This window comes from Streptomyces sp. Act143, assembly GCF_003143935.1.
Lineage (GTDB): Bacteria > Actinomycetota > Actinomycetes > Streptomycetales > Streptomycetaceae > Streptomyces.
Map to the genome: position 1 here is coordinate 7375148 of NZ_QFRX01000001.1, position 22332 is coordinate 7397479.

Sequence of the window (22332 nt, forward strand, 5' to 3'; positions counted from 1 at the left end):
AGTGAGGGTCAAGCGAGAGTCAAGCGGGAAACGAGCTGGGGGCGAGCGGGAATCGAGTGGGGGGCGAGCGGGAATCGAGTGGGGGGGCGAGCGGAAGGCGAGTGGGGATCGAGCGGAGGGCACTGCTCCTCGTACGCGACAATGGAGCAATGTCCACGACCGCGCCCATGACCCGCACGCCCCTTCGGATCGGGCCGCACACCGTGCAGCCGCCCGTCGTCCTGGCCCCCATGGCCGGGATCACCAACGCGCCCTTCCGCACCCTGTGCAGGGAGTTCAGCGGGGGCAAGGGGCTGTTCGTCAGCGAGATGATCACGACGCGGGCGCTGGTCGAGCGCAACGAGAAGACCATGCAGCTGATCCACTTCGACGAGAGCGAGAAGCCGCGCTCCATCCAGCTGTACGGCGTCGACCCGGCCACCGTCGGCAAGGCCGTCCGCATGATCGCGGAAGAGGGTCTCGCCGATCACATCGACCTGAACTTCGGCTGCCCGGTGCCGAAGGTGACCCGCAAGGGCGGCGGGTCCGCGCTGCCCTACAAGCGGCCGCTGCTGCGCGCGATCCTGCGGGAGGCCGTCTCGGGTGCCGGGGACCTGCCGGTCACCATGAAGATGCGCAAGGGCATCGACGACGACCACATCACCTACCTCGACGCCGGGCGGATCGCCGTCGAGGAAGGCGTCACGGCCATCGCCCTGCACGGGCGTACGGCGGCGCAGCACTACGGCGGCACGGCGGACTGGGACGCCATCGCGCGCCTGAAGGAGCACGTGCCGGAGATCCCGGTCCTCGGGAACGGCGACATCTGGTCGGCGGAGGACGCGCTGCGGATGGTGCGCGAGACCGGCTGCGACGGCGTCGTCGTGGGCCGCGGGTGCCTGGGGCGGCCGTGGCTGTTCGCGGACCTGGTGGCCGCGTTCGAGGGGCGTACGGAAAGCATCGCGCGTCCGTCGCTGCGTGAGGTGGCCGACATCATGGTCCGCCACGCCACCCTGCTCGGCGAGTGGATCGGTGACGAGTCCAAGGGCGTCGTCGACTTCCGCAAGCATGTCGCCTGGTACCTGAAGGGCTTCGCCGTCGGCAGCGAGATGCGCAAGCGGCTGGCGATCACGTCGTCGCTGGAGGAACTGCGCTCCGGACTGGACGAGTTGGACCTCGACCAGCCGTGGCCGACGGGAGCGGACGGTCCCCGGGGGCGTACGTCCGGGAACAACCGGGTGGTCCTGCCGGACGGCTGGCTGAAGGACCCCTACGACTGCGCGGGCGTGAGCGAGGACGCGGAGCTGGACACCTCCGGCGGCTGAGCGGAGTCAGCTCTCGGAAGGGTGCGGAGTCGAGCCGTACGCCTTCAGGAAGCGGTCGCGGAACGCGCTCATCTTCCAGACCGGGGCGTCGTGGGCCGGCTTCAGGCCCTCCGTCCAGTTCCAGGCGGCGATCCTGTCCAGGACCTTCGGGTCCTTGGCCACGATCGAGACCGGGACGTCGCGGCTGGCGTGGTCGCCGCTGACCCTGGCGATGGGCTGGTGGTCGCCCAGGAAGACCAGGACGGTGTCGTCGGTGCCGTAGCGCTCCAGCCACTGGGTGAGGGCGGTCACCGAGTACTGGATGGACTTGCCGTACTCCTCGCGGGACTTGGCGGGGTCGGTGATGATGTCCGACGGCTTCTTGCCCGCCTTCTGGATCGCGTCGAAGACCTTGCCGTCGCCCAGCTCGTCCCAGTCGACCATCTTCGGGATCGGCGCCCAGGGCTGGTGGCTGGAGGTCAGGATGATCTCCGACATCAGGGGCTTGTCCCGCTTCTTGCCGTGGACCTGGCGCTGGAAGGCCTCCAGGGCGTACTGGTCGGGCATCGTCGACCAGCTGAACTTCGGCCCCCGGTAGCCGAGTTGGAAGGCGTTGTAGACCTTGTCCAGGCCGTAGTAGCGCTGTTCCGGCCAGCCCTTCTGGACGCCCGGCATCACCCCGACCGTGTCCCAGGCGCCGGTCTTCCGGAACGCCTTGGTGAGGCTGAGATGGTCGCTGGCCATGACCGTGCGGTAGCGCTGCTGGTTGTCGATCCACAGGCCGGACATCGTGGTGGAGTGCCCCAGCCAGCTGCTGCCGCCGTACGTCGCCGACGTCAGCCAGCCGCTGCGCGCGCTGTAGCCCGCCTTCTTCAGGGCCTCGGTGCTGGTGGTGAGGGTCCTGTCCACGCCCGGCGCCATGATCGGGTCCTCGATCGCGCTGCGGCCGTAACTCTCGATGAAGGTGAAGATCACGTCCTTGCCGCGGAGGTCGGGCAGGAGCCGGCTGCCGGGTGTCGCCCCGAAGGTGTCCGACTTGGCCTCCCGCGCGAAGGCCGCCTCGTCGCGCAGGGTGTCCGTCACCCGCGTCGCCTGGATCTTCAGCGCCGCCGCGGCCCGGTCGGAGGCGATCGGCATCCCGGCGATCTGCAGCCCGAGCGCGTAACAGGTGATCCACGCCATGGCCGCGATCAGCGTGCCCCGGGTCGCCGCCGCCCGGTTCGCGGCCAGCACGTTGCTCAGCCGCACCATCGCCAGCGCCGTCAGCGACAGCAGGAGCAGGACGAGGACGACCGCCCCGATCACCGCGAACACCGCGACCGTCCCGCCCATCGAGTCCTGCACGTACGACTGCGCGTCGTCCAGCAGCTCCCAGTCGAGGACCATGTTGAACCCCCGGCCCAGATAGTCCCGGAACCCCATGTCCAGCAGGTTCAGCACGGTCAGGACGCCGAGTCCCGCTCCGGAGACCGCCGCCACGATCACCCTGGGCCTGCGCGGCAGCCACAGCGCCACCGCCGCCCCGATGACCGCCTCGACCGGGATACGGGTGAACCGGTTGGGCTTGAGGGCGGGCAGGGCGTTGGGCAGGAGGAGCGCGCCGAGGACGAGCACGGCGGCGAGGGCGGTGATCGTCCAGCGGAGGATCGGTGGGCGGGGGCGGGAGGGTGTGTCGGGGACGACGTCCTCGGTCGGCGGCGGCGTGCTGGTGGAGACGGACACCCGAAGGACCTTCCGTGCGGAACCCGGTGGCGTGGTGGCGGGTCCGTCATGGGGTCGCGGACCCGCCACATCTCGGTACGGGCTGCCGCGGGCGGCTGTTCACAGGACTCGGGCAAACTCAAAGCAAACGGCTCGTCAACGCCGCCAGGGGCGCGGGGCCGTGTCGACGTACGGCTCCGCCGCGCGGGCGGGGCCGTCCGCAGAGCACGTGCAGTCGCCCTGCGACCGGTCCTCACGAGTTCCTAGGCGCCCCCGACCGCCGTCAGCAACGCAAGCGGCGCCGCCGCGGACCGGGCCTCCCGCACACACGCATGCGGGTAAGGGACAGGCTCGCGATGCGTGTCCCGTCCGTACCCGGCGATCACCTCCGGCAGCCGGTGCCCCGCGGCCGTCGCCGCGTCCACCAGCCCGTGCGCCACCGACCGCGCCTCGTCATGCAGCCCGTAGCGAGCCAGCCCCAGCGTGATCAGGGCATTGTCGTGCGGCCACACGGACCCCCGGTGGTACGACAACGGGTGGTACGCCGCCTGCCCGGCCGCCAGCGTCCGCACTCCCCAGCCCGAGAAGAAGTCCGGCTCCAGCAGCCGCCGCCCGACCACCTCCCCGTACTCCTTGTCCAGCAGCCCGGACCACAGCAGATGCCCGGCGTCCGAGGCCAGCGCGTCGAGTCGGCGTCCCTCGCCGTCCAGGGCGAGGGCGGGGAAGGCGCGGTCGCGCATCCAGAAGTCCTGCTGGAAGCGGTCGCGGAGGTCGGCCGCGGCCTGCTCCAGCAGGGCCGCGTACGTCTCGTCGCCCCACACCGTCCGCGCCACCCACGCCGTGCGCCGCAGCGCGTCGTACGCGTAGCCCTGCGCGCCCGCCGCCATCACCGCGCCGGAGGCCCGGGTGCCGTCGGAGGAGCAGATCGAGCCGGGGGAGTCCTTCCAGTTCTGGTTGGCGAGGCCGCCCTGGTCGGCGCGGTAGACGAGGTAGCCGCGGGAGGTGAGGCCGCCGTGGTCCAGCATCCAGCCGATCGCGGCGCGGGCGTGGGGCTCCAGGCGGCGGGCGAGCGCGACGTCCCCGGTCTGTTCGACGTACGCGCCCAGCAGCACCAGGAACAGCGGTGTCGCGTCCACCGAGCCGTAGTAGCGCCCGAACGGCACCTGGCCGAAGTGGGCCAGCTCGCCGTGCCGCACCTCGTGCACGATCTTGCCCGGCTGGGCCACCGCGTCCGGGCCCGTCTCCGTGGCCTGGTGCGCGGCGAGGGCGGGCAGGGTGGCGGCCGCCAGCTGGGGGCGGTAGGGGAGGGCGAAGAGCGAGGTGAGCAGGGCGTCCCGGCCCAGCAGGGTCAGGAACCACGGGGCGCCGGCCGCGGGGACGCGCAGGTCCTCACCGTCCGGGCCGGTCGCCGGGACCTGGAGCGAGGCCAGGTCGGCCAGGCCCCGGGCGCACGCGGCGGCCAGTTCGGGCCAGCCGGTCGGGAAGGCCACGCCCTCCACGAACTCGCCTTCCAGGGCGATCAGTTCGGCGCTGAGGGCGGCGGGGGAGCGGGGGACGCGCAGAGCGCGCTTGGCGCCGTGCGGGCGGGCCACCACCCGCAGGGTCAGCTCGGCGGTGTCGTGCGGGGCCAGCTCCAGCGTCCAGACCAGGCGGCGGGCGCCGGTGCCGGTCTCCTCCACGGCGTCCGGGGCGGGCTCCGCCGTCACCGTCGTGCAGGACCGCCATTCGCCGCGCCGGTAGGTGAACTCCACCCCGGAGTCCAGGACTTCGCGGGTGCGGGTGGCCCCGGTCTTGGTGTAGGTGCGGTGGTCGGAGCGGAGTTCGAACTGGTCGGTGAAGTCGGCGTCCGCGGTGACCGCGAGGCGGACCGTGGTGGGGACCGGACGGTTGCTCGTGACCTTCAGGGACTCCACGAACGAGCCGTCGCCGACCGCCTGTTCGCGGAAGATCGTGTACGCGGGGGGCTCGTTGCGGCCGCCCCGGGGGACGAGGACGCAGCGGGCCGTGTCGCCGTCGGCGACGGGGGTGAGGGTCTCCGGCACGGCGCCGTCCACCGTCAGTTGCCAGCGGCTCAGATGGCGGGCGTCCCGCACGAACAACCCCTCGGGGGAGCCGCCGCGGACGCCGCTGATGTCCCCGCCGTCGCCCACGGCCGCGAACGTCCCGCCGCGTACGAGCAGATGATGCCGGTCCGTCATCCCCGGTCCCCTCCCTTGGATCCCGTGAGTGTGGTGGCGCTGTGGAGCAGGTCGAGCGAGAGCGCGGCCGTCCAGCCGAAGCCGGTCGCCCCGCAGGCCTCGCCGGTGTAAGGGTCGACGTACTCCGCGAAGTCGGAGGTGTCGGCGAGGTGCAGGACGGCTCTGCGCAAAGCGTCGGCCCGGCCCCGTTCGCCGTGGGTGCGCAGGCCGCGCTCCAGCAGCCAGTTGGTGTTGAACCAGGCCGGGCCGCGCCAGTAGCGGTGCGGGTCGAAGGCCTCGCCGAGCAGGTCGTAGCTGGGGACCAGCCGGGTGGTGCCGCCGAGTCCGAAGTGCTTGGAGGCCGTGGTGCGGACCAGGGCCGTGACGATCTCCCGGGGGAGCGTGGGGAGCAGGAGGGGGATCAGGCCGGAGACGCCGCGCTCCCGGATCGGGGCGCCCGTCCTCACGTCCCGGCAGAAGAACATGCCCTCCGCCGGGTCCCACAGGCGGTCGACCAGGCTCGTCGTGAGGCGCTCGGCCCGGGTGCGGCGGGCCGTGCCCGATGCCCCCAGCTCCCGGGCGATGTTGGCCAGTGCGTGCTCGGACGCGATGAGCAGGGCGTTGAAGGACGGGTCCTCGACCGCGAACTCGCCCTCCCCGTCGGCGTATTCGCCGTCCCGGTAGTCCGACGCCAGGCGGACGTAACGGCCGTAGTCGAGATCCGTCGGCCGGTCCTCCGGCGCGCCGTGATCGAGGTCGGCGCGGCGGAAGGAGCGCGCCGGGGCGGGCGTGATCCGGCTCAACGGGGCGTCCCAGCACGGGCTGTTGTCCATTCCCTGCTCCCACGGGTGGACCACCGACGCGAGGCCGCCGCCGCCCAGGTCGCGGCGGTGCAGGAGATAGCGGTGCCAGGCGGCCAGCCGGGGGTACACCCGGGTGAGGAAGCCGCGCGCCCGGGACAGCCCCGGGTCGGCGCGGTGCACCAGCCAGGCGGCCAGCGCGTGCACCGGTGGCTGCACGATGCCGGACGTCTGTACGGTGCGCGGGGCGCCCGCAGCGCGCCCCGCGGTCGAGGAGCGCCAGAAGTCGGGGCTCGGGAAGTACGCGTCGAGCGGCACGGAAGGGTTGAAGACGATGTGCGGGACGCGCCCGTCACCCCATTGGGCGTCGAGGAGCGTCTCCAGTTCCGTCTGGGCCCGTAACGGCGAGAGGTGCCGCAGACCGATCGCGATGAAGGCCGAGTCCCAGGACCACTGGTGCGGGTACAGGCTGCGCGAGGGCACCGTGGAGCTGCCCGTCCAGTTGGCCTCCAGTACCTGGGCCGCCCTGACGTGCAGAGAATGGGGCGTGACGTCCGGTTCGTATACGACGGGACTGATCCGTGCGTACGAGGTCAGCTGGGCGGTGCGATCCACTCGGGACTCCCCGAAGACGTTCGGCCCGACCGGTTCGGTCGATGCCACCGTAGAGTTACGTCTATTTAACACGCAAAACTCAATATGTAATGCAAACTTGAGAAACACAAGGGGGTGCGCATGAGTGGTCGTGCTCAGGCGAGCGCCGGCGAACTGCTCGAACTGGTGCGAAGCGGACGGGCGACGACTCGTGGTGCCCTCCAGCAGGTGACCGGGCTGTCCCGGGCCACCGTCGGCCAGCGCCTCGACCGGCTGTTCCGGGCCGGCTGGCTGCGCGAGGGGGCCGGGGGTCCGGTGGACTCCCCGCTCGGCGGACGGCCCTCCATCACCCTGGAGTTCGACGACTCCCACGCCGTCGTCCTCGCCGCCGACCTCGACACCCGGCACGCCCGCGCCGCCGTCCTCTCCCTGACCGGTGAGATCCTCGCCGAGCACAGCGGCACCCTCGCCGTCGAGGACGGCCCGGACCTGGTGCTGGGCGAGCTGGGCCGCTGGTTCGCCGAGCTGCTGGAGAAGGCCGGCCACCGGGCCGGGGAGGTGTGCGGCATCGGGCTCGCCGTGCCGGGGCCGGTGGACCGCGAGACCGGCCGGGTGGTGCAGCCGCCGATCATGCCGGGCTGGGACGGCTACGACATAAGAGAGCGCCTGGCGAGAGCCTTCGCCGAACGCACCGGCAGCGGCCGGGCGGTGCCGGTCCTCGTCGACAACGACGCCAACCTCATGGCGTACGGCGAACAGCGCACCGGACACCCGGACTGCTCGGCGTTCGTGCTGGTCAAGGTGTCCACGGGGATCGGCGCGGGCGTGGTGGTCGACGGCTCGATCTACCGCGGCATCGACGGCGGCGCCGGGGACATCGGACACATCCGGGTCGGCGCCGACGCGCTGTGCCGGTGCGGTTCGTACGGCTGTCTCGCCGCCGTCGCGAGCGGTGGCGCCGTGGCGCGGCGGCTGGCCGAGAGCGGCGTGCCCGCCGCCTCGGGATCAGATGTGCGGGACCTGCTCACGGCCGGGCACCCGGAGGCCGCCGCGCTCGCCCGGGAGGCCGGGCGGCAGGTCGGGGACGTCCTGGCGACCGTCGTGACGCTGCTGAACCCCGGGGTGCTGATGATCGCCGGGGATCTGGCCGGAACCCCCTTCCTCACCGGGGTGCGCGAGCTGCTCTACCAGCGGGCGCTGCCCCGCTCCACCGCTCATCTGGACGTCGTCACCTCACGGCTCGGCGAGCGGGCCGGGCTGGTGGGGGCGGGTGTGCTGGTGGTGGAGCACCTGTACGCGCCCGAGCGGGCCGAGGAACGGCTGCTGGCGCTGGGTGTGTGACGTCCGCATCGTGGTACCTGGCCCTCGGCTATGGCGTGATTCTCGCCACCTCTGATCGGGGTGACGCTCAGATGAGCGGATCTTGACCGACTGCACTTCTCCAAGGGGTGGCACCCAGTGCCACCCCTTGATCGTTCATCGATCGAAATCAGACGTAGCCAAAGCCGCTCAGATGAGCGCCTGGGGGCACTTGCAGGAGGGTGTCCGTTCAAGAAGTGAACACATGATCACCCGATTGCTTGCCAAGCTTTGACTTTCGATCCGCTGGCAGAGGGCTGGTTACGAGCGCATGACGCGCAAGTGGACGTACCCATGAGCCTTCGATCTGGGTATGTTCCTCGCCGTCAGGGCAGCCACCGCGTCCTCGAGGGAGTCGAGAACCGTGTCGGAAAACGTAGAGACCCGTGCAGTGAAGTTCGTCTACGACTTCACCGAGGGAAACAAGGACCTCAAGGACCTCCTGGGTGGCAAGGGCGCCAACCTCGCCGAGATGACCAACCTGGGACTTCCCGTTCCCCCCGGCTTCACCATCACGACCGAAGCCTGCAAGGTCTACCTGGACTCCGGCGAGGAGCCCGCGGCACTGCGTGACGAGGTGAGTGCGCACCTCGACGCCCTGGAGACGCGGATGGGCAAGAAGCTCGGCCAGGCCGACAACCCGCTGCTCGTCTCGGTCCGCTCCGGGGCCAAGTTCTCCATGCCCGGCATGATGGACACGGTCCTGAACATCGGCCTCTCCGACAAGTCGGTGAAGGGCCTCGCCGAGCAGGCGGGCGACGAGCGGTTCGCCTGGGACTCCTACCGCCGCCTCATCCAGATGTTCGGCAAGACGGTCCTCGGCGTCGACGGCGAGCTCTTCGAGGAGGCCCTCGACGCCGCCAAGGCGGCCAAGAAGGTCGTGGTCGACACCGACCTGGAGGCGGCCGACCTCAAGAAGCTCGTCACCAAGTTCAAGAAGATCGTCAAGACCGAGGCCGGCCGGGACTTCCCGCAGGACCCGCGCGAGCAGATGGACCTCGCCATCAAGGCGGTCTTCGACTCCTGGAACGGCGACCGCGCCAAGCTCTACCGCCGCCAGGAGCGCATCCCCGGCGACCTCGGCACGGCCGTCAACGTCTGCTCCATGGTCTTCGGCAACCTCGGCCCCGACTCCGGCACCGGCGTCGCCTTCACCCGCGACCCCGCCTCCGGCCACCAGGGCGTCTACGGCGACTACCTCCAGAACGCCCAGGGCGAGGACGTCGTCGCCGGTATCCGCAACACCGTGCCGCTCGCGGAGCTGGAGTCGATCGACAAGAAGTCGTACGACCAGCTGATGCAGATCATGGAGACGCTGGAGAACCACTACAAGGACCTCTGCGACATCGAGTTCACCATCGAGCGCGGTCAGCTGTGGATGCTCCAGACCCGCGTCGGCAAGCGCACGGCGGGTGCGGCCTTCCGCATCGCCACCCAGCTGGTGGACCAGGGCCTGATCGACGAGGCCGAGGCGCTCCAGCGCGTCACCGGCGCCCAGCTCGCCCAGCTGATGTTCCCCAAGTTCGACGAGGAGGCGAAGGTCGAGCAGATCGGCCGCGGCATCGCCGCCTCGCCGGGTGCGGCGGTCGGCAAGGCGGTCTTCGACTCGTACACCGCCGTGAAGTGGTCGCGGTCCGGCGAGAAGGTCATCCTCGTCCGCCGCGAGACCAACCCCGACGACCTCGACGGCATGATCGCCGCCGAGGGCATCCTGACCAGCCGGGGCGGCAAGACCTCCCACGCGGCCGTCGTCGCGCGCGGCATGGGCAAGACCTGCGTCTGCGGCGCCGAGGAGCTGGAGGTCGACACCAAGCGGCGCCGGATGACCGTCCCGGGCGGGCACGTCGTCGAGGAGGGCGACGTCATCTCCATCGACGGGTCGAGCGGCAAGGTGTACCTCGGTGAGGTGCCCGTCGTCCCCTCCCCGGTCGTGGAGTACTTCGAAGGCCGGATGCACGCGGGCGCCAACGACGCCGACGAGCTGGTCGAGGCCGTGCACCGGATCATGGCGTTCGCCGACCGCAAGCGCCGGCTGCGGGTGCGCGCCAACGCCGACAACGCCGAGGACGCGCTGCGCGCCCGTCGCTTCGGCGCCCAGGGCATCGGCCTGTGCCGCACCGAGCACATGTTCCTCGGCGACCGCCGTGAACTGGTCGAGCGCCTGATCCTCGCGGACACCGAGGCCGAGCGCGAGGAGAGCCTGAAGGAACTGCTCCCGCTCCAGAAGCAGGACTTCGTGGAGCTGTTCTCGGCGATGGACGGCCTTCCGGTGACGATCCGTCTCCTGGACCCGCCGCTGCACGAGTTCCTGCCCGACATCACCGAGCTGTCGGTCCGCGTGGCGCTGGCGGAGTCCCGCCAGGAGCCGCACGAGAACGAGCTGCGGCTGCTCCAGGCCGTCCACCGGCTGCACGAGCAGAACCCGATGCTGGGTCTGCGCGGCGTACGCCTCGGTCTGGTCATCCCCGGTCTGTTCACCATGCAGGTCCGGGCCATCGCGGAGGCCGCGGCCGAGCGCAAGAACGCCAAGGGCGACCCGCGCGCCGAGATCATGATCCCGCTCGTCGGTACCGTCCAGGAGCTGGAGATCGTCCGCGAGGAGGCCGACCAGGTCATCGCGGAGGTCGAGGCGGCCACCGGCACCAAGCTCAAGCTGGCGATCGGCACCATGATCGAGCTGCCGCGGGCCGCCCTCACGGCGGGTCAGATCGCCGAGGCGGCGGAGTTCTTCAGCTTCGGCACGAACGACCTCACCCAGACGGTGTGGGGCTTCAGCCGGGACGACGTGGAGGCCTCGTTCTTCACGGCCTACCTGGAGAAGGGCATCTTCGGCGTCAGCCCCTTCGAGACGATCGACAAGGACGGCGTGGGCTCCCTGGTGAAGCTGGCCGCCGAGGCCGGCCGCGCCACCCGCCCCGACCTCAAGCTCGGCGTCTGCGGCGAGCACGGCGGCGACCCGGAGTCGGTCCACTTCTTCCACGAGGTCGGCCTGGACTACGTCTCCTGCTCCCCGTTCCGTATCCCGGTGGCCCGCCTGGAGGCGGGACGCGCGGCCTCGCAGTCGGCGGGCAGCGACCACCGCTGACCCACCCATGACGCCGGAACCGCCGTCCGTCCCCGACCCTCAGTACCGATGGGCGGCGGTTCCGGATCACCAAGGAGGGGCGGCACCCTGTGCGGGGGTGCCGCCCCTTCGGCCTTCACGGCCGGTCGGCCGGGGTCCGTCGTCTGCGGGTCACCAGGAGGACCCCGCTGCCGGCGACGAGGGCGACCACGCTGCCGGCCGCGAGGTACGGGGTGGTGTCGGCGCTGCCGGTCTCGGCCAGGTCCGCGGTGGTCTGCTTGCCGTCGGTGCCCTGCTCCGCGTCCGTGCCGGCCGCCTTGTCGTCGGCGGGGACGAAACCCTCGGGCGGCCGGTCGCAGCCGATGCCGTCGCCGTCGCGGTCCAGGTGCGTGCCGTAGTGCTCGTCGCCCACGGGGATGTTCGCGTACCCGGCGGCGTACGCCTCGGTGCAGTTGGCGAAGGGGTGGCTGCCGTCGTCGGCCGAGGCGGTGGTCGGCAGCGCGGCGAGGGCCAGCGCGGCGGCCACGACGGCGCCGGGCTTGCGGAGCAGGTTCACGGCGGGTCCTTCCACGTTCGTGGTGCGATGAGGTGCCGAACGTAGTGCGGGGCCGCAGTGACGGAGGCGGTGTGGGGGAGCCGTGACGCGAACGTGACGTGGCCGGACGATTGCGCAGCGCATTCTGTCAACTGCGGTCGCCGGGCGCCCCGTTGTGGGACGCCCGGCGAAGACTCAGGACCGGAACGGCCCCGTCACTTCGTACGTGATCCCGCCCGACGAACTCCCCGTCGTCCCGCGCTGACTGGAGAAGTACAGCCGCGTCCCGTCCGGCGAGAAGGCCGGGCCCGTGATCTCCGAGGACGACTGGCCGTCGATGCGCAGGAACGGGGCCACCACGTCGTCCGGGGTGATCAGGCAGATCTCCATGGTGCCGCCGTCCTCGGCGACGAAGAGGTCCCCGGAGGAGGCGCCGGTGATGTTGTCGACGCCGGTGAGGGGGGCCGTGCCGGAGGTCACCAGGGAGTCGTCGTACGCCAGCTCGTAGGTGCCGGACGTGAGGTTGAGCTGCCAGACCCGGTTGTCGCCCTTCGTCGTGAACCACACCTTGTCGTCGGCGTAGTAGCAACCCTCGCCGCCGTTGTAGGACTTGGAGCCGGAGACCTGGGTGCGGGTGGTCGTGGGGGAGCCGTCGGGGTCGGGGACGTCGGTCCAGCTGAAGGAGCCCGACGCGGCGCTGCCCGCCACCATCACCTGGAGCGTGCCGGAGGACAGATCGCCCCAGGTCGTCGGCACGAAGCGGTAGAAGCGCCCGTTCGTCTCGTCCTCGGTCAGATAGATCACCCGGCGCACCGGGTCCGCGGCCGCCGCCTCGTGCTTGAAGCGGCCCATCGCCGGGCGCTGCACCGCCGGCGTCACGCCCCACGGGTCCGTCTCGTAGACGAAGCCGCGGTCCACCTCCTCGCAGGACAGCCAGGTGTTCCACGGCGTCCTGCCGCCCGCGCAGTTCTGCCGGGTGCCGGACAGGATGCGGTACGCGCCCGTGATCGCGCCGGACGACGAGAACTTCACCGCGCTCGCCCCGCCGCTCGGGTTGATCTCCGAGTTGGAGACGTAGATCCAGCCCGTGCCGTCCGCGTAGCAGGCGCCGCCGTCCGGGGCGCTGTGCCAGGTGTACGACGTCCCGCTCACCGTCTGGCCGGAGCGGGCGATGACGCGGCTGGTGAAACCGGCGGGCAGTCTGATGCCGTTGGCGTCCGGCGAACCGAGGGCCCCGTAGGGGCCGGTGCCGGGCTGGGCGGGGGCGGCGTATGCGGCACCGTGCCACAGGGAGCCGCCGAAGGCGGCGGCGGTCCCGCCGACAACGGTCGCACGGAGGAAGGTACGACGTTCCACGCTCACTCCAGAGGGGTGTCGTGACAGCCCCGTCACCGGTCGGCGGCGGGGTCGCGCGGTGACGGACCCTAGGGGCACGGGATGGACGTGTCATGGACAAGGCATGAATCGGTCGTACGTCGCGCATGACCAGGAGCGCCCCCCGCTCGTATGCTGAACTCCCGTCATCGGTGGAGGGAGGCCGGCCATGTCCGGCTGGAGCGCGAAGGACATCCCCGACCAGAGCGGCCGCACGGCCGTCGTCACCGGCGCCAACAGCGGTCTCGGGTACGTCACCGCCCGGGAGCTGGCCCGCCGGGGCGCCCGGGTGGTGCTCGCCTGCCGCAGCGAGGCGCGCGGCACCGCGGCCGGCGACCGGCTCGTCACCGAAGTGCCGGGCGCGGAGGCGGAGTTCGCGCGACTCGACCTCGCGGACCTCGCCTCGGTACGGGACTTCACGCGGACCTTCCCGTACGACCGCCTCGACCTGCTCGTCAACAACGCGGGCGTCATGGCGCTGCCGTACGGGACCACGGCGGACGGGTTCGAGACGCAGTTCGGCGTCAACCACCTCGGGCACTTCGCGCTCACCGGGCTGCTGCTGCCCGTGCTCCTCGACACCCCGGGCGCCCGGGTGGTGACCGTCTCCAGCGGCATGCACGCGCTCGCCAACATCGATCTCCGTGACCTCAACAGCGAGCGCCGCTACCGGCGTTGGATCGCCTACGCCCGCTCCAAGACCGCCAACCTGCTCTTCACCCACGAGCTCGCCCGCCGGCTCGCCGCGCACGGCGCCGACGTGGTGGCCGCCGCGGCCCACCCGGGATACGCGGCGACCAACCTCCAGGAGACCGGGCCGCGCATGGCCGGGCGGCGCCTCGTCGAGCGGTTCATGGCGGTCGGCAACCGGTTCTTCGCCCAGTCCGCGGAGGCCGGCGCCCTCCCCCTGCTCCACGCCGCCACCGCCCCCGACGTCCCGCCCGACTCCTTCACGGGCCCGTCGTTCGCGGGCCGGCGTGGCTCGCCGGGGCCCTCGTGGCGGGCGCCGTGGACGGTCGACGACCGGGCGGGGGAACTGCTGTGGACCGCCTCGGAACGGCTGACCGGAGTGGCGTACGACCTCCTGAAGACCTGATCCCGCTGCCTCCCCGGCCGTTAGGGTCACGCCCATGCGCGCAGACCTGCCACAGATACTCCCGGACCATCCCCGCAACGCCGCACTGCTGGCCTTCCTGCGGGCGCAGGGCGCCGCGCCGAGCGGCCCGCACGACTACGCGCTGGGTGAGTGGCAGTTGCACACACATCCCGACCTCATGGAACGGCTGGCCGCGCTGGGGCTGGGCGCGCCCCTGCACGCCGCCCACGGTGTCCCGCTCCTGGCCCGCAAGGGCGTCGCGGCCGTCGCCGCCACGGGAACGAGCAGGCTGCTCCTGCGTCTTCCCGCGGCGCCGACCGGCCTTGAGCCGTCCACGCCGGTTCCCGCCCTGGAGCGCGACGGATGGTGGGCCGTCGACGCCTGGCAGAGCGCTCTGAGCACGGTCGAAGGGGACCACCGGCTGCTGACGGCCGTCGACCAGGCGCTGGCCCACGCCCTGAGCCTCGCCGGGCGGTGACCGGGGCGACGGCTCAGGCCGTCGCCCCGCTGTCCACCACCAGGTCGGTGCCCACCACCGACGACGCGTCGTCCGAGGCCAGGTAGAGGACGGCCGCGGCGATCTCGTCCGTGGTCGAGATGCGGCCCAGCGGCAGGGTCTGCGCGGCCCGTTCGGCGCGGTCCGCCGCCGTCTCGCCCGGGCGCAGGGACATCGGCGTCTCGACCGCGCCGGGGCTGACCGCGTTGATGCGGACACCGTCGCGGATGTGGTCGAGGGCGGCGCCCCGCGTCAGGACCGAGACGGCCGCCTTGGTGGCGGCGTAGGCGGCGGCACCGGGGGTGCGGGCGTGGGCGCCGAAGATGGAGGCGATGTTGACGATCGCGCCGCCGGCGGCCTGGGTGCGCATCTGGCGGACCTCGGCCCGGAGGGCGAGGAAGACGCCGGTGAGGTTGACGGCCAGCTGCTCGTGCCAGTCGGCCTCCGGGAGGTCGGCCAGCGGCAGTCCGCCGCGGAAGACGCCCGCGTTGTTGACGGCCACGTCCAGCGAGCCGAAGCGGTCCACCGCCGCGGCGACGAGGGCCTGTACGTCGGTGGCGTCGGTGACGTCCGCGGCGACCGCCAGGGCCTTGCCGCCCGCCTCCTCGATCAGCCGCACGGTCTCCTCCAGCGGCTCCCGGCGGCGTCCGGCGGCGACCACCTGCGCCCCTTCGGCGGCGAGCGACACGGCGATCGCGCGGCCGATGCCCGAGCCCGCGCCGGTGACGAGGGCGGTCTTGCCGGTGAAGCGCGTCCTGCTGGTCATGATCTCCCCTTGTTCTTGACCGATCGGTTCAGTATGGCGCCAAATAAAAAAGGCGGGGCCTCAGTCCAGCAGGGTCAGCGCCTGTTCCGCGGCGTCCCGCACCCGGGCCGGGTCGGCCGACGCCTTGCCGACCACCCGCAGTCCCTGGAGCAGGACCAGCAGCATGCGGGCGAGGGTCAGCGGATCGCGGTCCGCGGGCAGTTCGCCCTGTGCCCGGGCGCGTACCAGTCCCGAGTGCAGCACCGTCTCCAGGTGGTCCCAGTTCCGTTCGACCTGCCGGGCCGCGGCCGGGTCGTGCGGGGCCAGCTCGGCCGCCGTGTTGGTGATGAAACACCCGCTCAGGCGCAGGTTCTCGGCGGTGGCCTCGTCGGCGTACCGCCGTACCAGCGCACGGACGGCCGGCAGCACCGGGCCCGGCTGGGACAGCTCCCCGAGCAGGTCCGGGAGCCGTTCCTGATAGCGCTCCAGCGCCTTCAGGTACAGCTCGTGCTTGTTGCCGAAGGTCGCGTAGATGCTGGCGCGGCCGATGCCGAGGTGCTCGACCAGGTCGGCCATCGACGTCGCCTCGTAGCCGCGCCGCCAGAACAGCTCCAGGGCTGCCTGCAGCGCGGCTTCGGGGTCGAACTCCTTGGTCCTGGCCATGGAGGGGAGCCTAGAACCATGCAGAACGATCAGTCAAGAAACCATTCCTTGCGCCTCATGCGGCACGCGCCTCATGCGGCACGCGCCTCAGGCCGCACGGACCTCGTACGTCGCGATCCGTACCGTCTCGTCGTCCAGGCACTCCCCGGTCTCCAGGTCGAAGCGCTGCTTCAGCAGGGGCGAGGCCACGAAGGGCCGCCCCTGGAGGGAGCCGGTCAGGCCGCGGGAGAGGACCGCCGCGCCGCCGAACGGGTCACGGTTGTCGACGGCGTACAGCTTGCCCGCGCGGTCGCGGAACAGGGCGACCTGCCGGCCGTCGGGCAGCAGGGCGGCCACCCCGCGGCCCGGCAGCAGCACGTTCAGGTCGCAGACCGTGAACCAGCTGTCGTCGAGCTGGATCTGGATCTTGAGGTCGGTGGTCTCGGGTGCCAGGGTCATCGCTGGGCGGTTCCTTCCAGGACGTCTTCAGCAGGGCGCATGCCGATGGACAGCAGCGGCAGGTCGGGCTTGATCTGGTCGCGCTCGGGGACGAAGCCGACGACCGGGTCGGGGGTGTCGGGGGCGTTCACGAAGGACACGAACCGGGCGAGCTTCTCGGGGTCGTTGATGGTGTCGGCCCACTCGTCGCGGTAGTGCGAGACGTGGTTGGCCATCAGGCTCTCCAGCTCCTCGCAGATGCCGAGGGAGTCCTCCACGACCACGTCCCGGACGTGGTCCAGGCCGCCCGGAATCCGCTCCAGCCAGGTCGAGGTGCGCTCCAGGCGGTCGGCGGTGCGGATGTAGAACATCAGGAACCGGTCGATCAGCTTGATCAGTTCGGTGTCGCTCAGGTCCTGGGCCAGCAGGTCCGCGTGGCGCGGGGTGGCGCCGCCGTTGCCGCCCACATACAGGTTCCAGCCGCCGGAGGTGGCGATGATGCCGAAGTCCTTCGACTGGGCCTCCGCGCACTCGCGGGCGCAGCCCGACACCGCCGACTTCAGCTTGTGTGGCGACCTGAGGCCCCGGTAGCGCAGCTCCAGGTCGATCGCCATCCGGACCGAGTCCTGGACGCCGTAGCGGCACCAGGTCTGGCCCACGCAGGACTTGACGGTCCGCAGGGACTTTCCGTACGCGTGGCCGGACTCGAAGCCGGCGTCCACCAACCGGGTCCAGATCAGCGGGAGCTGCTCGACGCGGGCGCCGAACATGTCGATCCGCTGACCGCCGGTGATCTTCGTGTAGAGGCCGAAGTCACGGGCGATCTCGCCGATGACGATCAGGCCCTCGGGCGTGATCTCACCGCCGGGGATGCGCGGGACGACCGAATAGGAGCCGTTCTTCTGGAGGTTGGCCAGGAAGTGGTCGTTGCTGTCCTGGAGCGCGGCCTGCTCGCCGTCGAGGACGTAGACATCGGCGCCGATCGTCGGGGCGAGGGAGGCGATGATCGAGGCGACCGCGGGCTTGCAGATCTCGCAGCCGTCGCCGCCCCGGGCCTCGTCGCGGCCGTACCGGTCCAGGAGGTCCTGGTAGGTGTTGATGCGCAGGGCGAGGACGATCTCGTACAGCTCCTCGCGGGTCTGCCCGAAGCAGCCGCACAGGCCCTTGTCGACCTCGACGCCGGACGCCTCCAGTTCGGCGTTGACCAGCTGGCCGAGGACCTTGACGCAACTGCCGCACGTCGTACCGGCCTTGGTGCACTTCTTGACCTCGGGCACGGTGGTGCACCGGTGCTCGGTGACGGCCGCGCGGATCGTGCCCTTGCGGACGTTGTTGCAGGAGCAGATGATCGCGTCGTCCGGCAGCGCGCTCGGGCCGAGCTGGACGGACTCCCCGGCACCGGCGGGCAGCACCAGCGACTCCGGCGAGACCGGCGGGACCGACCCGGTGAACGCCTTGAGCGTGCCGTAGGCCTCCGCGTCACCCACCAGGATGCCGCCGAGCAGCGTGCCGTCGCGGGCGATGACCAGCTTCTTGTACAGGCCCGCGCGGGAATCGGAGTAGACGACGTCCAGGCAGTCCTCGGTCGCGCCGTGCGCGTCGCCGAAGGAGGCCACGTCCACACCGAGCAGTTTCAGCTTGGTGGAGAGGTCGGCGCCGGTGAAGGCGGCCTCGTCGGCGGCGATGGTCGCGGCGGCCGTCTCGGCCTGCTCGTAACCCGGCGCCACCAGGCCGTACACCCGGCCGTCGGCGGCCAGCGCGCACTCGCCGATGGCGAAGACGCTCGGGTCGTTCACCGTGCGGCACTGCTCGTCGACGCTGATGCCGCCGCGCTCGCCGACCGTGAGGCCGCAGTCGCGGGCCAGCTGGTCGCGGGGGCGGACACCGGCGCTGAACACGACCAGGTCGGTGGCGAGTTCGGAGCCGTCGGAGAGCTTCATGCCGGTGACGGCACCCGTCTCGTCGACGACGATCTCCTGGGTGCCGACGCCGGTGTGGACGCTCAGGCCCATCTCCTCGATGGTCCGCAGCAGGGCCGCGCCACCGCCCTCGTCGACCTGCACCGGCATCAGCCGCGGCGCGAACTCCACGATGTGGGAGGTGAGTCCGAGGCCCTTGAGCGCGCCGGCGGCCTCAAGTCCGAGCAGACCGCCGCCGACCACGGCGCCCGTCGTCGAGTTCTTGGCGTACTCCTCGATCGCGAGCAGGTCCTCGATCGTGCGGTACACGAAGCAGCCGGTGGCGTCCTTGTTCGGGACCGGCGGGACGAACGGGAAGGAGCCGGTGGCGAGGACGAGGATGTCGTAGTCGAAGACCTGGCCGGACTTCGCGGTGACCTTCTTCGCCTCGCGGTCGACCGTCTCGGCCGGGTCGCCGACGTACAGCTCGATGCCGTGCGTCTGGATGAACTCCATGTCCGTCATGGACAGGTCCTCGGGCGTCTTGCCCGAGAAGTACGAGGTGAGGGCGACGCGGTCGTAGGCCGGACGCGGCTCCTCGCACAGCACGACCACGCGGTGTGTGGCGGTCAGGCCGCGCTCGGCGAGTGCCTCCAGGAAGCGCTGGCCGACCATGCCGTGGCCGACGAGCACGATCGTGGGGGTGGTGGCCTCCGTGGCCTCCGGGCTGGCGGTCATCAGGAGCCTCCATCGTTGGTGAGCAGGTGGAGCAGCGGTCCGTCGTCGGGGAGCGGCTCTGCTCCCTCCCAGGCGCGGGCGAGCGCGCCGACGGTGCCGAGTTCGCCGACGAGAACCCCGCCGACCAGGCGGTCGTCGCGGACGACGACCTTGCGGTAGGTGCCGCGGGTGGCGTCCGTGAGCTGGACGACGTCGTCCCCGGGCCGCGGCTCGGTCTCGCCGAACGCGGCGAGATCGAAGGGGGAGTCCGGCCCGGTCAGCGTCAGCCGGGTCAGCGAACGGGTGCCGGTGTAACGGGCGTTCGCCCGGCCGGCCAGCAACTCGGCCAGCACGTCCGCCTGTTCGAGGGCCGGAGTGGCCAGCCCGTACAGGACACCGTCGTGCTGGACGCAGTCGCCGATGGCGTGGATGTGCGGGTCGGAGGTGCGCAGCTCGTCGTCGACGACGATGCCCTTGCGGACCTCCAGGCCCGCGCTCTGCGCGAGGCCCGCCCGCGGGTGGACCCCGCAGGCGAGGACCACCAGGTCGGCGTCGAGCGCGTAGCCGTCGGCCATCTCGACCGAGCGGACGGCACCGCCGACGACACGGACGTCCCGCACCCGGCACTCGGTGTGGATCTCCACGCCGAGGTCCTTCAGGTGCCGCTGGACGAGCTTCGAGGCGCTCGGGTCGAGCTGGCGCTCCATGAGCCGCTCGCCCTGCTGGGCGAGGACGACCTGGGCGCCGCGCTGGGCCAGCGCCCGGGCGGCGGAGACGCCGAGCAGCCCGCCGCCGATCACGACGGCCTTCACGCCCGCCCGCACCTGCTTGGACAGGCCCAGGCAGTCGTCCATGGTGCGGAAGGCGTGGACGCCCTCCGGCAGCATGTGGTCGGGGTTGAACAGGCCGCGCAGCGGCGGCAGCACCGGGTTGGAGCCGGTCGCGAGGACCAGCGTGTCGTATGCGATCTTCGTGCCGTCCGCGCACTCGACGGTCCGGGCCTCGCGGTCGATGCCGGTGACCCGGGCGCGGGTGAGCTCCGCCGGCGCGGGCAGCGCTATCACGTCGGGGCTGTAGCGCCCGGCCAGCACTTCGGCGAGGAGCACCCGGTTGTACGGGCGGTGCTCCTCCTCGCCGATCAGCGTCACGGGCGTGCCGAGCTCGCCGAGCCGCCGGGCGAGACGGACGCCCGCGAGGCCGGCGCCGATCACCACCACACGCGTATTCGAGGTCATGCCTAGGAGCGTGCGGTGCCGGTGTTACCCGACCGCATCGCATCTGTTTCCCATGAGGAACGCTGCCCTCTTCGGGAGCGGGGGGCGGGTGTGAGGGTTCGGGGCGGACGCCGGGGGTGCGCTGTGAGGAGCGTGGCCCGGGCCACAGCGGGCCGGGCGCGGCCCCTGCGCGCCCCAGGTGATTGGACGCTGCACGTATCCCATCCATAGGGTCGCGCTCATGCCCGACATACCCCTGACCACCGTCGTCGTCCTGTGCCTCGCGGCCCTGGCGGCGGGCTGGATCGACGCGGTGGTGGGCGGCGGGGGCCTGCTCCTCCTCCCGGCCCTCCTCCTCGGCCTGCCGCCCGGCACCCCGGCCGCGCACGCCCTCGGCACCAACAAGGCGGTCGCCATCGTGGGCACCTCGGGGGCGGCCGTGACGTACGCCCGCAAGGCGCCCGTCGACGTCCGCCTCGCCGTCCGCATCGGTCTGGCCGCCCTCGCGGGCTCCTCGGCGGGCGCGTTCTTCGCGGCCGGGATGAGCACGGAGGTGCTGAAGCCGGTGATCATGGTGGTGCTGATCGGCGTGGGGACCTTCGTCATCCTCCGCCCCGCGTTCGGCACCGCGCCCGCGACCGGCCCGGCCACCCGCCGCCAGATGCTCGCCGCGATCGGCCTCGCGGGCCTCGGCATCGGCTTCTACGACGGCTTGATCGGCCCCGGCACCGGCACGTTCCTGGTCCTTGCCCTCACCGCGGTCCTCCATCTGGACCTGGTCACCGCGTCCGCCACCGCCAAGATCGTCAACTGCTGCACGAACGCCGGCGCGTTGGCCATGTTCGCCTGGCAGGGCGCGGTGCTCTGGCAGTTGGCGGTGCTGCTGGCCGTGTTCAACCTGGCGGGCGGCACGCTGGGCGCCCACACGGCACTGAAGAAGGGCAGCGGGTTCGTGCGGGTCGTGCTGCTGACGGTGGTGTGCGCGCTGGTGGCGAAAATGGCGTGGGAGCAGTGGGTGGCCTGACGTTACGGTGACGGCATGGCGACCCAGGTGATCGTGCTCAACGGTGGCTCCAGCTCCGGCAAGTCCGGGATCGCGCGGTGCCTTCAGGCGGTGCTGCCGGACCCGTGGCTGACCTTCGGGGTCGACTCGCTGATCGAGGCGATGCCGGGCCGGGGGGTCGGCATCGAGTTCGCCGCCGACGGCGGGGTGGAGGTCGGCCCCGCGTTCATGGCGATGGAGGCGGCCTGGGCCCGGGGGATCGCCGAGATGGCGCACTCCGGCGCCCGGTTGATCATCGACGACGTGTTCCTCGGCGGCGCGGCGACCCAGGAGAGGTGGCGCGGTGTCCTCGCGGGCCTCGACGTCCTCTGGGTCGGCGTCCGCTGCGAGGCACCGGTGGCCGCGGCCCGCGAGATCGCCCGCGGCGACCGGGTGCGGGGGATGGCGGAGCAGCAGGCGGAGCAGGTCCACCGGGGCGTGGTCTACGACGTCGAGGTCGACACCGCGCACGCCGAGTCACTGGAGTGCGCCCGCACCATCGCCGAAGCCGTGCTCAGCGGCTCCCCGTGAGGTGGGCGAAGACGACGACGTTCCCCTGGTAGCCGGTCGCGCGTGAGTAGCCGCCGCCGCAGGTGATCACCCGTAGCTCGGGGCGTCGGGCGGCTCCGTACACCTTCTCGTCGGGGAAGTGCTCGGCGTCGTAGACCTCGACGGAGTCGACGGAGAAGACGGCCGTGGTGCCGTCGCGGCGCTCCGTCTCGATCCGGCTGCCCTTCTTCAGGGCACCGAGGCCGTAGAAGACGGCGGGGCCGTCGGCGTTGTCGACGTGCCCGGCGATGATCGCGGTGCCGGTCTCACCGGGGGTCGTACCGGCCTCGTACCAGCCGGCGAGGTTCTTCTTCGCGGCCGGCGGGACGTCGAGGCTGCCGGTCGGGGTGAGCCCGAGGCCCATGAGGGGGGCGTTCACCCGGATCGAGGGGATGCGGATGCGGTCGGGCGGGGACGGCGGCAGGGCGGGCGCCGAGCGCGGGTCGGTGTGAGCGGAACCGGCCTCCGCCGGGGCCGGCTGCGGCGGCGCGTGCGTCTCGGCGCCACTGCGCAGCAGCCAGGCGCCCGTGCACAGGGCGACGAGGGTGACGGCCGCTATGACGGCGTTGCCGGCCCGGCCGGCCCTGCTGAAGCTGCGCACAACGAGC

18 protein-coding genes are annotated in these 22332 nt (G+C 71.8%); 7 read left to right on the forward strand and 11 right to left on the reverse strand.

Going from position 1 to position 22332, the window contains the following annotated elements:
• The first annotated feature begins 149 nt into the window (after positions 1–149).
• Positions 150–1304: a tRNA dihydrouridine synthase DusB gene (gene dusB / locus DI272_RS33660; RefSeq protein ID WP_109498962.1), complete on the forward strand. Its 1155-nt coding sequence runs from the start codon at positions 150–152 to the stop codon at positions 1302–1304.
• Positions 1305–1310: 6 nt separating this feature from the next.
• Here the strand turns inward: dusB and DI272_RS33665 are convergent, their stop codons facing one another.
• The 3 genes from DI272_RS33665 to DI272_RS33675 form a co-directional block, all read right to left on the reverse strand.
• Positions 1311–2930, reverse strand: a complete 1620-nt coding sequence (locus DI272_RS33665; protein WP_258314925.1) for a CDP-alcohol phosphatidyltransferase — start codon at positions 2928–2930, stop codon at positions 1311–1313.
• Between the two features lie 317 nt (positions 2931–3247).
• Positions 3248–5182: a glycogen debranching N-terminal domain-containing protein gene (locus DI272_RS33670; RefSeq protein WP_109498963.1), complete on the reverse strand. Its 1935-nt coding sequence runs from the start codon at positions 5180–5182 to the stop codon at positions 3248–3250.
• Positions 5179–6576, reverse strand: a complete 1398-nt coding sequence (locus DI272_RS33675) for a trehalase family glycosidase (protein WP_109501191.1) — start codon at positions 6574–6576, stop codon at positions 5179–5181. Before DI272_RS33675 ends, DI272_RS33670 begins: the two co-directional genes overlap by 4 nt.
• A gap of 120 nt (positions 6577–6696) precedes the next feature.
• Between DI272_RS33675 and DI272_RS33680 the strand changes: the two genes are divergently transcribed.
• On the forward strand, positions 6697–7896 hold the full coding sequence (locus DI272_RS33680) for an ROK family protein (protein WP_109498964.1): 1200 nt from the start codon (positions 6697–6699) through the stop codon (positions 7894–7896).
• 409 nt (positions 7897–8305) lie between these two features.
• Positions 8306–10999 carry a pyruvate, phosphate dikinase gene (gene ppdK, locus DI272_RS33685; protein WP_109498965.1) on the forward strand — a complete coding sequence of 898 codons (2694 nt, stop codon included), beginning with the start codon at positions 8306–8308 and terminating at the stop codon, positions 10997–10999.
• Positions 11000–11114: 115 nt separating this feature from the next.
• Here the strand turns inward: ppdK and DI272_RS33690 are convergent, their stop codons facing one another.
• Both DI272_RS33690 and DI272_RS33695 read right to left on the reverse strand, forming a co-directional pair.
• Positions 11115–11534: an excalibur calcium-binding domain-containing protein gene (locus DI272_RS33690; RefSeq protein WP_109498966.1), complete on the reverse strand. Its 420-nt coding sequence runs from the start codon at positions 11532–11534 to the stop codon at positions 11115–11117.
• Between the two features lie 174 nt (positions 11535–11708).
• Positions 11709–12869 carry an alkaline phosphatase PhoX gene (locus DI272_RS33695; protein ID WP_109498967.1) on the reverse strand — a complete coding sequence of 387 codons (1161 nt, stop codon included), beginning with the start codon at positions 12867–12869 and terminating at the stop codon, positions 11709–11711.
• Between the two features lie 187 nt (positions 12870–13056).
• Here DI272_RS33695 and DI272_RS33700 point away from each other — a divergent pair, with 187 nt between their 5' ends.
• Together DI272_RS33700 and DI272_RS33705 are read left to right on the forward strand one after the other, a co-directional pair.
• Positions 13057–13983, forward strand: coding sequence for an oxidoreductase (locus DI272_RS33700; RefSeq protein WP_109498968.1), 927 nt, complete (start codon positions 13057–13059; stop codon positions 13981–13983).
• A 34-nt stretch (positions 13984–14017) separates the two neighbouring features.
• Entirely contained in the window at positions 14018–14461 is a 444-nt protein-coding gene (locus DI272_RS33705) for a hypothetical protein (protein ID WP_109498969.1), read from the forward strand.
• Positions 14462–14474: 13 nt separating this feature from the next.
• Here the strand turns inward: DI272_RS33705 and DI272_RS33710 are convergent, their stop codons facing one another.
• The 5 genes from DI272_RS33710 to DI272_RS33730 form a co-directional block, all read right to left on the reverse strand.
• Entirely contained in the window at positions 14475–15245 is a 771-nt protein-coding gene (locus tag DI272_RS33710; RefSeq protein WP_109498970.1) for an SDR family NAD(P)-dependent oxidoreductase, read from the reverse strand.
• Positions 15246–15305: 60 nt separating this feature from the next.
• Positions 15306–15887 (reverse strand): TetR/AcrR family transcriptional regulator, encoded by a 582-nt coding sequence (locus DI272_RS33715; RefSeq protein ID WP_109498971.1) that lies wholly within the window; start codon positions 15885–15887, stop codon positions 15306–15308.
• 87 nt (positions 15888–15974) lie between these two features.
• Positions 15975–16325 (reverse strand): nitrite reductase small subunit NirD, encoded by a 351-nt coding sequence (gene nirD / locus DI272_RS33720; RefSeq protein ID WP_109498972.1) that lies wholly within the window; start codon positions 16323–16325, stop codon positions 15975–15977.
• Positions 16322–18940 carry a nitrite reductase large subunit NirB gene (gene nirB / locus DI272_RS33725; protein WP_109498973.1) on the reverse strand — a complete coding sequence of 873 codons (2619 nt, stop codon included), beginning with the start codon at positions 18938–18940 and terminating at the stop codon, positions 16322–16324. Before nirB ends, nirD begins: the two co-directional genes overlap by 4 nt.
• Positions 18940–20154 (reverse strand): NAD(P)/FAD-dependent oxidoreductase, encoded by a 1215-nt coding sequence (locus DI272_RS33730; RefSeq protein WP_109498974.1) that lies wholly within the window; start codon positions 20152–20154, stop codon positions 18940–18942. Before DI272_RS33730 ends, nirB begins: the two co-directional genes overlap by 1 nt.
• Positions 20155–20374: 220 nt before the next feature.
• Between DI272_RS33730 and DI272_RS33735 the strand changes: the two genes are divergently transcribed.
• Positions 20375–21157, forward strand: a complete 783-nt coding sequence (locus tag DI272_RS33735; RefSeq protein WP_109498975.1) for a TSUP family transporter — start codon at positions 20375–20377, stop codon at positions 21155–21157.
• 15 nt (positions 21158–21172) lie between these two features.
• Positions 21173–21706 (forward strand): chloramphenicol phosphotransferase CPT, encoded by a 534-nt coding sequence (cpt, locus tag DI272_RS33740; RefSeq protein WP_181387405.1) that lies wholly within the window; start codon positions 21173–21175, stop codon positions 21704–21706.
• Here cpt and DI272_RS33745 read toward each other — a convergent pair.
• Positions 21690–22325, reverse strand: coding sequence for a class F sortase (locus tag DI272_RS33745; protein WP_109498976.1), 636 nt, complete (start codon positions 22323–22325; stop codon positions 21690–21692). The genes cpt and DI272_RS33745 overlap by 17 nt on opposite strands.
• Positions 22326–22332: the final 7 nt, after the last annotated feature.